The organism is Solirubrobacter phytolaccae (assembly GCF_027587195.1).
GTDB lineage: Bacteria > Actinomycetota > Thermoleophilia > Solirubrobacterales > Solirubrobacteraceae > Solirubrobacter > Solirubrobacter phytolaccae.
In genome coordinates this window covers 1-11313 of sequence record NZ_JAPDDP010000130.1, presented here as the reverse complement: position 1 = coordinate 11313, position 11313 = coordinate 1, and the positions used below count along the sequence as shown (strand labels likewise).

At 72.3% G+C, this 11313-nt stretch carries 11 protein-coding genes and 1 tRNA gene; 5 read left to right on the top strand and 7 right to left on the bottom strand.

Annotated elements, in window-relative coordinates:
- From OJ997_RS35405 to OJ997_RS35395, 3 genes are all read right to left on the bottom strand, one after another.
- Positions 1-922, bottom strand: a 922-nt coding sequence (locus OJ997_RS35405; RefSeq protein WP_270030172.1) for a S24/S26 family peptidase, incomplete at its 3' end; no start/stop codon positions are given.
- A gap of 12 nt (positions 923-934) precedes the next feature.
- Positions 935-1567 carry a hypothetical protein gene (locus tag OJ997_RS35400; RefSeq protein WP_270030171.1) on the bottom strand — a complete coding sequence of 211 codons (633 nt, stop codon included), beginning with the start codon at positions 1565-1567 and terminating at the stop codon, positions 935-937.
- Positions 1568-1652: 85 nt separating this feature from the next.
- Positions 1653-2195, bottom strand: a complete 543-nt coding sequence (locus OJ997_RS35395) for a helix-turn-helix transcriptional regulator (protein ID WP_270030170.1) — start codon at positions 2193-2195, stop codon at positions 1653-1655.
- Positions 2196-2255: 60 nt separating this feature from the next.
- Between OJ997_RS35395 and def the strand changes: the two genes are divergently transcribed.
- On the top strand, positions 2256-3419 hold the full coding sequence (def, locus tag OJ997_RS35390; protein ID WP_270030169.1) for a peptide deformylase: 1164 nt from the start codon (positions 2256-2258) through the stop codon (positions 3417-3419).
- A gap of 203 nt (positions 3420-3622) precedes the next feature.
- On the opposite strand, the gene OJ997_RS35385 is transcribed toward def, so the two are convergent.
- Positions 3623-3695, bottom strand: a tRNA-Ala gene (locus OJ997_RS35385).
- An 87-nt stretch (positions 3696-3782) separates the two neighbouring features.
- Between OJ997_RS35385 and OJ997_RS35380 the strand changes: the two genes are divergently transcribed.
- Both OJ997_RS35380 and OJ997_RS35375 read left to right on the top strand, forming a co-directional pair.
- Positions 3783-5666 carry a diguanylate cyclase gene (locus OJ997_RS35380; RefSeq protein WP_270030168.1) on the top strand — a complete coding sequence of 628 codons (1884 nt, stop codon included), beginning with the start codon at positions 3783-3785 and terminating at the stop codon, positions 5664-5666.
- Between the two features lie 21 nt (positions 5667-5687).
- A complete protein-coding gene (locus OJ997_RS35375) occupies positions 5688-6149 on the top strand; it encodes a hypothetical protein (RefSeq protein WP_270030167.1) in 462 nt (153 codons plus the stop codon).
- Between the two features lie 151 nt (positions 6150-6300).
- On the opposite strand, the gene OJ997_RS35370 is transcribed toward OJ997_RS35375, so the two are convergent.
- Together OJ997_RS35370 and OJ997_RS35365 are read right to left on the bottom strand one after the other, a co-directional pair.
- Entirely contained in the window at positions 6301-7236 is a 936-nt protein-coding gene (locus tag OJ997_RS35370) for a hypothetical protein (protein WP_270030166.1), read from the bottom strand.
- Positions 7236-8792, bottom strand: coding sequence for an alkaline phosphatase D family protein (locus tag OJ997_RS35365; RefSeq protein ID WP_270030164.1), 1557 nt, complete (start codon positions 8790-8792; stop codon positions 7236-7238). The genes OJ997_RS35370 and OJ997_RS35365 overlap by 1 nt, the downstream gene beginning before the upstream one ends.
- A 126-nt stretch (positions 8793-8918) precedes the next feature.
- Between OJ997_RS35365 and OJ997_RS35360 the strand changes: the two genes are divergently transcribed.
- Both OJ997_RS35360 and OJ997_RS35355 read left to right on the top strand, forming a co-directional pair.
- On the top strand, positions 8919-9602 hold the full coding sequence (locus tag OJ997_RS35360; RefSeq protein ID WP_270030163.1) for a hypothetical protein: 684 nt from the start codon (positions 8919-8921) through the stop codon (positions 9600-9602).
- Positions 9603-9665: 63 nt separating this feature from the next.
- Entirely contained in the window at positions 9666-10664 is a 999-nt protein-coding gene (locus tag OJ997_RS35355; protein ID WP_270030162.1) for a hypothetical protein, read from the top strand.
- On the opposite strand, the gene OJ997_RS35350 is transcribed toward OJ997_RS35355, so the two are convergent.
- A partial coding sequence (locus OJ997_RS35350; RefSeq protein WP_270030161.1) for an RtcB family protein occupies positions 10648-11313 on the bottom strand: 666 nt, incomplete at its 5' end. The genes OJ997_RS35355 and OJ997_RS35350 overlap by 17 nt on opposite strands.

Here is an 11313-nt window from a genome sequence, read left to right as displayed (position 1 = left end):
CCGCCTTCGGCAGCGGCGTGAGTCGCAGGGCGGCCACCGCGGCGAGCTTCGCCGCGGCGACGATGCGCGGCGCGGGCGCGGCGACGACGAGCGCAGGTGCGGCAAGCAGGCCGGGCGCCGACGACGCCGCTGGGCTGGCCGTGGCGACGGCCGCCGGGTCGGTGGCGGCGACGACCGGCACGTTCGCGGCGACCAGGTTCGTGGGGGCGGCGACCGGTGCGGCGGCGCGGGTCGGGGCGTGCTGCTCGATCGCCGCGACCGCACTGGCCACCGCGCGTTCGATCTGGCTCGGGAGGAGCTCGACCTGCACGCGCAGCTCCTCCAGCACGAGCTCGCGCTCCGAGCCCACGCGGCGCTGGGAATCGCGGAAGCGCTCGAGCAGGGGGAGCCCGAACAGCATCACGGCGCCGCCGACGAGCCAGATGAGGCCGAGGGTGCTGCCGAGGAAGCCGAAGACCTGCCCGGCGGCCGGGATGTGCGTGAGGACGCGGGTCTCGATCGCCGTGCGCGGCACGGTGAACGGGTCGATCTCCTTCTTCGCGTCGCCCTTGGTGGTGACCTGGCCGTCGGGCGAGATCGAGACGACGCGGTGGATCACGACGGGCGGGTAGCCGTAGCGGGCGCGGGCCTCGTCGGGCACGCGGACCATCACGACCTGGCCGACGGCGGCGGGCGCGTCGAGCTGCTTGAGGACGACGACGTCGCCCGTGTTGATCGTCGGCGCCATCGAGGCCGACATCACCGTCGCGAGCGGCGGCCAGGTCCCGAGGAACCCGAGGCCGCCCGCGAGGGCGATCAGCAGCGTGACGACGAAGATCCAACGATGGCCGCCGGCCCGCGCCTCCCTGACGACCGCGCGCTCATGGCGGCGGTACGGTCCGACCCGGAGGCCGGGCGTCGCAAGGAGGTGGGTCGGCGGCATCGCCGCGAAGGCCTACGTGGCCCGGTCGACCGTCGCGATGAACGACGGGAAGCTGGACGGCGGGGTGTCCTGCGCGGAGCGCAGGAAGGTGCCGGCGACGTCGTCACCGGTGCTGGTGGAGATGCCGAGGCAGTAGACGGCGTCGCCGGCGAGCGCGTTCCAGTACACGGCGGCGTCCTGGTCGTCGACGTTCAGGTTCTTGGCGTTCTGGGTGCCGTCGAAGTCGCCCGCGGCGCAGGTGCCGGCCGCGGCCTTGTCGACGCGCTCGAACTCGAGCTGCAGCGACGCGAAGCCGGTCAGCACCGACGTGTTGGTCAGCAGCATCGCGACGTTGTAGGTCTTGCCGGCGAACGACGTGCCGCTCAGGTCGACCTTGAACATGACCTTCTTGGTCGTGATCTTGCCCCAGCGCCCGTCCCAGTCGAACACGATCGGGTCGACGGCCGTGACCGTGCCGGTCAGCGCGGACGTCGAGGGCGACGGAGCGGTCTTCGCCATGGCGGGGGACTCGCCCGTCGTGCCGTTGCCGGCCGAGACAGAAGCGAAGCCGGTCGCCCAGACGGCGCCGGTGGCGAGGCCGGTCGCGCCGAACGCGAGCCAGGCGGCGAGGCGGGGGCGGGGGATGAAGTTGGAGAGCCTTGACACGGGCACTCAGTCCTTTCGTGGCCGTGTCTGCCGGCCGAACGAGGTTTGGGACCACGTTCATCGGCCATTTGGAGGAAACTTTGAATCAGCTGGTCGACCGAGGAATAGCTGTCGCTGCCCCCTCACGCGTCCGTGCGAGCGCGGCGTGCCCGCCCGTCACAGCGCCGCCCGCGGCCAGCGCGACCCAGCGACCGTGGGCGAGCGCACGTTCGTCGTCCAGCACGAAGAACATCGTTCCTGGCGCGCCGGCACCCCCATACCACCCGGTCAGCGTCCGTTCCTCCCACACGCGCAGCTCACCGCTCCAGCCCCGGCCCTCGACCGCGAGCAGGTCCGGCGCGCGCCGCCGCAGCGTCACCGGGACGGTCGCCACCAGCGCGCGTCCGTCCACCTCGATCTCCCGCGCGCTCCACCAGTCCCCGTCGAGCGGGCTCTCACCCACCCCGGCCAGCTCGTCCAGCGTCACCCCGAGCGTCTCCGCGAGCTTCGCGGCCACGCCGAGCACCGGCTGCTGCTCCCCGCGCTCGTAACGGCGGATCTGCCGCACGTGCACGCCCACTTGGTCCGCCAGACCGGACTGCGAGAGCCCAAGCTCGTCGCAGCGCCGCCGAATCACGTCACCGAGCATGATTTTCGGCACTATACGCCCGCTGGCGGGCTGAAACGTCCGCCGGTAACGTTCCTCGGCGTGCCACCGACTCCCGCGCCGGTTCCCCTCACGCTGTTGCGCACGAGCGTGCGCGCGCTCCGACTCCCCGGCCACGCGCTCCGCAGGCCGGCGGCGCCGGTCGACTTCGACGAGACCCCGCGCGAGCTGCGCGTCCGCCTCGCCGGCGGCCTGGCCGGCGCGCTGCTGCGCGGGCCGGTGGGCGCGGGCCTCGCGGCGCCGATGACGGGCCTCGGGCTGCGGATCGTCGTGACCGCGATCGACGACCAGGTGTCCGCGCTTTTCAACCCCGTCATCGAGGAGGCCACGGGGCCGGAGGAGGCCGGGCCGGAGGGCAACCTGTGCCTGCCGGACGTCCGCGCCGAGGTCCGGCGCCCGCGCTCGGTGACCGTGAGCTGGCAGACGCTCAACGGCAAGCCGCGGACGCAGACGTTCCACGACTGGCACGCGCGCGTGCTCCAGCACGAGATCGAGATCCTCGACGGCCGGTTGTTCCTCGACCACGAGGGCGCGCAGCCCATCGGCACGACCGTTCTCGCGGACGCGCGCGCGGAACAGGCGCTCGCCGCGCTGTACGCGGAGGAGCCGCCCACGCCGCGCCGGATCGAGCCGGTGGCCGTCGCCACCTTCGACCCCGACGCCTGGGCGCTGGACCCGATCGTCGTGCGCGGCACGGCCCACCCCGTCGGCCCGGAGCTGCACCCGAACCTGGTCCGCGCGCTGGCCGCCGGCCTGCTGCGCGAGCAGTACGAGCGGGGCGGCGTCGGGCTCGCCGCGCCGCAGGTCGGGCTCGGCATCCGCATGGCCGCGATCGACGACCGCGTGAACCCGCCGATCCTCCTGCGCGACCCGGAGATCGTCGACCGCTCCGACGAGACCGCCGTCGTGCCGGAGGGCTGCCTCAGCCTGCCCGGCTGGCGCGCCGACGTCGAACGGCCCGCGGCCGTCAAGGTCCGCAACCACTCGCTCGAGGGCGAACCCGTCGACCTGGAGCTCGACGGCTACCTCGCGCGGATCGCCCAGCACGAGATCGACCACCTGGACGGCGTGCTCTTCACCGACCGCGCCACGCCCGACACGACCCTCACCCCGGTCGCGGGCCCGGCGGCCGCCGAGCAGGCGCTCGCGTCGATCCTCGCCGACGCGGGGGAGGCGCCGCCGAAGGCCGGCAAGCGTCGTCGCTAGTGGCGCGAGTCGGAAGTTCGCGCGTCGATAGCGGGCCCGATCGTCGTGGCTGGGCCCGCCGGTGATTCCAGCGCATACCGGGTGTACGTGCGGGATCGCCGGCGGCCGCCAGGCGCGGCGAGACGCCCGGTAGCGGCCCGCGAACTTCTGAATCGCGACACTCGGAACGACGAAGGCCCGCCGTGGGCGGGCCTTCGTTGAAGTGGAGCTAGCCGGGCTCGAACCGGCGACCTCCTGGGTGCGATCCAGGCACTCTCCCAGCTGAGCTATAGCCCCAAGTGGTCGGAAGGAACTTCGGTCCTACCGTCCAATGCCGATTATAGCCGCCGTGGATAGATTGCGGTAGCCCGGCGCCCTCTCCTTATGCCCCTCCTCCAGCCATCGTTCCGCGGCCGTCTACGGCTGTTCTTCGCGGTGATCGTGATCGTCCCGATCATCGCGGTGGGCGTCGTGCTGTTCCAACTTCTCGGCGCGACCGACAACTTCCGCCTGGATTCGGGGCTCGGGAAAGCCCAGGTGGGCGCCCGGAACACGTACACCGAGGACCGTCGCGAGGCGATGGCCGCGATGAACCGGATCCGCGGCGACGTGCAGCTCGCGCAGGCGATCGAGGAGCGCGACAAGCCGGCGGTGCAGCGGCGGCTCGCCGCGCTCGCACGCGCGAACGGCGCCCAGGTGACGCTCACGGTCGACGACCTCGACACGTTCCGGACGCCGGGGGCGGCCGCCGCGGTCGCGTCGGCGTCCGCGGAGCTGCAGGACGCCGGCGGCGCGCCGCTCGGCCGGATGACCGTCTCGACGACGACCGCGAACGAGTACGCGACCGCCGTGGCCCGCCAGCTGGACGTCGGCGTCCGGGTCGAGCGCGACGACGGCGTGCTCGCCAGCACGATCGCGCGCGCCGCGAACACGGAGATCCCGAACGAGTCCGGTGCCGAGGTCGAGGTCGGGCCGACCGCCTACCGCACGACCTCGTTCACCGCGCCCGAGCCCAACGACTCGACCGTCCGGGTACGCCTGCTGGGCGAGGTGCCGCCGCCCGACCGCTCGGCGACGGCGATCTTCGTCGGCGTCCTGATCGGCTTCCTCGGGCTTGCGCTCGTCTTCGCGGTGATCGTGAGCCGGACGCTGTCCTCGGAGGTCCAGCGCCTCCTGTACGCCGCGCAGCGCCTCGGCCACGGCGACTTCTCCGTTCAGGTCCCGGCCGAGGGCAACGACGAGTTCGCCGCGCTCGGCCGCGAGTTCAACAAGATGGCCGCCGAGCTGGAACGGCGCCTGGAGGAGCTGCGCCGCGAGCGCAGTCGCCTGCAGGACGCGATCCGGCGCGTGGGTGAGTCGTTCGCGCGCGGCCTTGACCGCGTCGGCGTGCTCGAGATCGTCGTGCAGACCGCGGTGGACGGCGTCGGCGGCGACTGCGGGCGCGCCACCATGCGCCGGCGCGCCGACGCGCCGATGGAGGAAGTGGCGAACACGGGCGATCCCGGGCTCTATCACCGCGTCCTGCACGCCGCGGAGGCGGCCGTGATGGACGCGGGCGAGGCCGCCGAGATCAGCCTGGGCGGCACGAGCGCGCTCGCCGCGCCGCTGTCGGCCACCGAGGGCGGCGACCGTGTGCTGGCGATCGTCTCCGTCGCCCGCGGCGACCGCAACTTCTCCCACGCCGAGCGCGAGCTGTTCTCCTACCTGACCAGCCAGGCGGCCGTGTCGGTCGAGAACGTCGACCTGCACGAGACCGTGCAGCGCCAGGCGGTCACGGACGAGCTGACGGGCCTCTTCAACCACCGGCGCTTCCAGGAGGTCATGGACGCCGAGGTCGAGCGCGCGCGCCGCTACGACCAGGAGATGGGGCTGATCATGCTCGACATCGACAACTTCAAGCGCGTCAACGACACCTACGGGCACATGCAGGGCGACGAGGTCCTGCGCGCCGTCGCCCGCGTCCTGCGCAAGGAAGCGCGGGAGATCGACGAGCCGGCCCGCTACGGCGGCGAGGAGATGGCGGTCGCACTGCCGCAGACCGACCTCGACGGCGCCTATAACTTCGCCGAGCGCGTTCGCAAGCGCATCGAGGAGCTCGAGCTGCCGTTGCTGGACGGCGAAGGTGTTCTGACGGTGACGGCTTCGTTCGGCGCCGCCTCACTGGCCTCCTCGCCACAATTGGACAAGGAGGGCCTGGTGGCCGCGGCGGACGCCGCGCTGTACCGGGCAAAACGCTCGGGTAAGAATCGGACGGTCAAGGCCGAGTAGGCTGTGAAGGGAGCGGCGCCCATGGGACTTCTCGACGACGCCATCCGCGAGCACCTCGAGCTCAAGCGCAAGCACGGAGCAAATCCGGACGATGTCGCGCGCCAAGAGCGCGAGGCGCTTGGCCCGAGTCCGCGTAACGAGTTCGCGCAGACCGAAGAGCCGGAGGCCGAGGCGATCGCGCCCGCGGTCCCCGAGCCCGAGGTCTCCGCGCCTGAGCCGGCCGCGGGCGAGCCGGACCCGGAGCCCGCGCCGCCGCACCAGGAGGCGCCGCCGGAGCCTCAGCAGCCCGAGCCGGGCTACGAAGAGGACCCGTGGCTCGCCGACGAGCGCGACGAGGTCCCGGCCGAAGAGGCGCTCGAGAGCAAGCCGGGCAGCGACGAGGACGTGCTGGAGGAGACGCCCGAGTTCCTCCAGGAGACGCCCGAGCACGACCGGCTGTGGTTCGAGCAGAAGCCCCCGAAGGATTTCGACTGGGACAAGTAAGCGGACCGCGGCGGCTCAAGTTGCCGCCGACCGGTCCGATTACTGGGGAGCCTCATTCCCCCGATTGAGGCTCAGACGCACGACGTTCTTGGCGAAGCGCGGGCCCCACATTGTGCCCCGGATCCCGCGCTTCGCCGCGTCCGACTTATCCCTACGGGTTCGTGGTGGAGAGCGTGAACGTCAGCGTCTTCGCGTAGGTGCCCGTGCGCAACGGGTCCCGAGCGCCGATCGCCTGCTTGAACGTGACGTCCACGGGCTCGCCGGAGGTCGGCGCGTCCCACGTGGTCTTGCTGAGCGTGACCTTCAGCGGCTGCGCCAGCTTGAAGGCCCCGTTGGTGAGGTAGCCCGGGTCGCTCGTGGTGAGCGTCGCGTCACCCGCGGATGACGTCACGGTCGCCTGCGTCTGCGCCGTGTACTCGCGCTCGGTGCCCGGGACGAACGCCTCGAAGCGCGGCGGCGTGCCGAGCGAGAGCGCGAGCGTGGCCGGGACCGAGCCGCCGACCTCGGCGGTCGCGACCGCCGTCGGCGTCGGCTGCGCGGCAGCCGTGGAGTCCAGGACCAGCAGGTCCAGGCCCCCGAGCCAGTCCGTCGACGCCTCGTTCTTGCCCACGACGGTCATCGTGAGCATGTGCTTGCCCTCGGCCAGCGCGACCGTGCCGAGCAGCTTCGCCGGCTCGACGCCGAGCGCGGCGGCGTAGGCGTCGAACGGCCCGCCGAGCGGCCGGCCGTCCAGCTCGAGCTGCACGACGCCGAAGTTCGGGCCCTTCACGAAGGCCGCGTGGATGCCGTACAGGTCACCGGCCTCGACCTCGATCGGGAACGTGGCACGGCTCTGGTCGCCGTTGTGGTTGTCGAGCTGGGCGTAGGCCTGGCTCGAGAACGTCACGCCGGAGACGCGACGGACGATCGACGTGGTGGCGGTCCCCGCGGTCACGCCCGCGAAGGACTCCAGGTACGGGGTCTGCTGCTCGACCTCGATCAGCTGGACGCGGCTGTTCGGCGCGTCGTCGACCGCGTTGGCCGGCTGGAGGGAGAGGACGGCGGCGACGAGCGTCGCCGCCAGGACGATGGCGGTGGCGAGCTTCATCAGGCGCCCTTCAGGCCGGGGTTGCCGGCTTCGACGATGAACGACTTGTGGGTCGCGATCGGCGCGCCGGGACGCTTGACGTACGGCACGGTGCGGAAGTCCGCCCGGGCCTGCTGCTGGTCCAGCGACACGCGGACGTAGCCGCGGCGCTGGTTGTTGTACTTGATGTGCGGGTTCCCGGGCAGCCAGGCGGAAGTCGCGTCGCTGCCGTCACCGGACGTCGAGATCGACGTGCAGACGAGCTCGGAGCCGAGGATCTTGGACGCCGGGTTGCTGAAGTCCTGCAGCAGGTCGGCAGCCCAGTTGGCGTGGACGTCGCCGGTGATCACGATCGGGTTCGCGATCTTGCGGGTGTCGATGAAGTCCAGGAGCTTGTCGCGCGAGACGCGGTAGCCGTCCCAGGCGTCCATGTTGAAGGTCTCGCCCGGGCCGTTGTCGTAGTCCTGCTGGGCCATGAAGACCTGCTGGGCGAGGATCTGCCACTTGGCCTGCGAGTTCTGCAGGCCGTCGTAGAGCCACTGCTCCTGGGCCGCGCCCATGATCGTGCGCGCCGGGTTCAAGCGGTCGTCGCAGTTGGCCTTGGTGCCGTCGTTGCACGCCTGGTCGGAGCGGAACTGGCGCGTGTCCATCACGTGGAAGCTCGCCAGGTCGCCGTAGGTGTTGCGCTTGAAGATCTGGATGCCGTTCCCGGTCGGGCGCTGGGCCTTGCGCAGCGGCATGTGCTCCCAGTAGGCCTTGAAGCCGGCACGGCGGCGACGCGCGAAGAAGTCCTTCGGCATCCCCTCCTCGGGGATCTCACCCGCCCAGTTGTTGTCGACCTCGTGGTCGTCGAAGGTCACGAGCCACGGGAACGCGGCGTGCGCGGCCTGCAGGTCCGGGTCCGTCTTGTACTGCGCGTGGCGCTCGCGGTAGTCGGCGAGGTTGACGATCTCGTGGTTGGAGTTCGCCCGCACGTTGCCGCCCGACACCGTGTACGAGTTCGTGTCGTACTCGTAGATGTAGTCCCCGGTGTGGATCACCAGGTCCAGGTCCTCCTGCGCCATGTGCTTGTAGGCGGTGAAGTACCCGTGCTCGTACTGCTGGCAGGACGCGAACGCGAACGCCAGCGCGCTCACCGCGCCCGCCGGCGCCGTCTTCGTGCGGCCGACGGGGCTGATCTCCCCGTTGGCGCGGAAGCGGTAGAAGTACTCGTAGCCCGGCTCCAGGCCACGCGGCTCGGCGTGGACCGAGTGCGCGTCCGCGTACGTGGCGATCTCCTCACCACGGGCGACGACGTTGCTGAACTGCTCGTCCTTCGCGATCTCCCACTCGACCGGGATGTCCCGGTCGGGCATCCCGCCGTTGCCGGCGAGCGGCGCCGGCGCGAGGCGGGTCCACAGGACCACGCTGTCCGGCGTGGGATCGCCGGAAGCGATCCCGAGCGTGAACGGGTACCCGAGGAAGCGCGCGGGCGCGGTACGCGCCTTCGCGAACGGGATTTGTGACACCACGACGGCACCGGTCGCCGTACCGGCGACCGTGAGGAACCGCCGGCGCGACACGCCTTCTTTTGACATTCGACCCCAGACCTCGAATTGCTTGGCGGCCGGAGCCTTCCGCCGTTCGGGCGTGGGCGCGTGAAAAACCGGTGTCTTCTTAAAGGTCCTCTAAGCGACCTTTGCGGGAGCTAGGATCGCGCGCCCATGCTGCTGTGCGACGCACCCGAGCTCGTGCGCTGGCGACCGGACTTCTCGTCGTCGGGACAGCCCGAGCCCGAGTGGACGCGGGTGCGGTGCGCCGGCGAGGAGGTGGCGAACGCGCTGGAGTGGATCGAGTGGGACGAGCGCCCGGTGCAGGTCGTGCTGTGCGAGCAGTGCGGCGTGACGGGCTGTGCGGTCGGTGGGCGGGCGCACGTCACGCGGCTTGGCGAGTACGTGCTGTGGACCGTGCCGGAGCCGGGGGACGGCGAGCTGGACGAGCGCGAGCACCAGCCGACGGTGCTCCTGCGCAGGCACGGCGCGTTGGCGATCCCGGTCGACGTGTGGTCCCGCTGGCCCGGGGTGCCGACCGCGCTCGAGCCGACCCGCCGCCGCGACCTGCACGCTGCCTGGCAGGCGTCAGCTCCGCCACGTGCGGACGCGTTCGCCACCGACCTGGGCGCGCTGGACGACGCGTTCGCGGCCGTCGAGGCCGCCGAGCGCTGGTTCGCGGCCGACCCGGACGCGGAGGTCGAGGGGCTGGTCCCGCTCGGCGAGGGTGGCGTGACGATCTTCTATGACAGCCCGCGCTTCACGGAGTGGACGCCCGTGGCGCTGGTCGGCGACGGCGTGACGCCGGTGCTCGGCAGCCGCTTTACGGTGGGTGTCACGAGCTCGGGCAGCGGCTGACCGCCGCCGGGTCACAGGCTGGCCGGTGCGAACCGCGGCCGGCACGCCGGGAGACTGCTGCGCATGCTTCGCGCCGCGCTCTTGACGCTCCTCATCCTCATCGTGGTCCCCGCGACCGCCTCCGCCGCCTGTCGCACCGCTCCGGTGGCCGACGTCTGGTACGACTCGCCCGCCGTGCAGGTCTGGTTCGACGACAACGACGGCATCGTCGCCTGCGTGCGCGCGACGGGCGTCGAGCGGGTCGTGCCCTATCCGGCCGAGGACGACGTCCATCTCGAGTTCGAGGAGGTGCAGGGCGACCGCTGGCTGCGCACCCTGACCTACAAGGGCGAGGACTCCGACACGACCACGGCCGAGAACCTGACGGACGACCTGATGGACCTGTGGACGGGCAAGACGCTGAGCGAGGGAGGCTTCCTGGTACCGGGCGGGTACGTCCTCGGCGACGAGTCCGGTGTCCGGGTGCGCTACACCGACGGGCGCACGCAGGTGCTCTCCGTGGACCCCGGCGACGACTTCGCGCGCCAGGGCCGGCGTCTGTACTGGCGGGCGAAAGGTGGGCCGCGCACCGCGCTCCTGACGTTCCCGTCCGGCACTGCGCCGGCGAAGCGGCCGCTGCCGCGCGCCCGCCGGATGACGCGTTGCACCCCGCGGCCGGGCGCCCGCCTGGTCGTCCGCTTCCGCCGCATCGTGATCACCCGCGTGGGCACGTCCGCCTACGCGTGCTTCAACGGGCGGACGACCGCGCTCGGCCAGGCCACGGGCTTCCGGCGGCTCAGCGCCGGAGACATCGCCTACACCCGGCCGGGCTTCTCCGCCTCGCTCGACGTCGCGACGGGCGTCAAGCACGAGCTTCCGCGCGCGAGCGGCCCGCTGGCCGCGGAGCTGTGGGCACTCGCCGCGCGTGGCCCCGACGGCGTCCTGCGCGTCTGGGGCGATGCTCGCCGCCCGCGGGTCCTGAGCCGTGAGCCGGCCACGGAGATCGCGGTCGACACCTACCACGCGTACTGGCTCAACGCCAACGGCGCCCCGCGCCACGCGTACGTCACCCCTTTGTCGTGAGGAGCGGCTCCAGGCGCGCCACCCGTCGCGCCGCACCCGCCGCGACGACGGCGTCGACGACCGGGCCGATCGGCTTGTACGCGCGCGGGGCCTCCTCGCGCACGCGGCGGTCGTGCTCGGCGCGCACGTCGCGGCGGGCGAGGACCGGGTCGATCGGCGTGACGACCTGGAGGAGCGCGTCCGCGGCGTCGTCGCGCGTGCGGGCGGCGCGACCGCGGGCGAGTACCCGGCCCGCGCCGTGGCTGGTGGACGACAGCGCGGCTTCCTCACCCGTGCCGGCGAGCACCCACGAGCTGTCGCCCATCGAGCCCGGGATGAGGACGGGCTCGCCGGTGTAGGCGAACGGTCCGCTGCCGCGCTCGGCCGGGCACGCGCCCTTGCGGTGACGCCAGCGGTCGTCCTCGCGCCAGATGAGGTTGTGCGGCGCGTCGCCCACCGTGACCCAGCGCGGCGCGGCGCCGAGCACGTCCGCGATCGCGCCGACGGCCATCGCGGTCAGCGCGAACCGGTTCGCCCACGCGAGGTTCGCGGCGTTGCGCAGGGCCCGCACGTACGCGTCCTGCTCCGGCCCGTCCGGGAGGACGGCAGGCGCGCCGCCACGCGGCACGGCGTCCGGCCGGCGGCCCACCGCGTGAAGTCGGATCGTAGC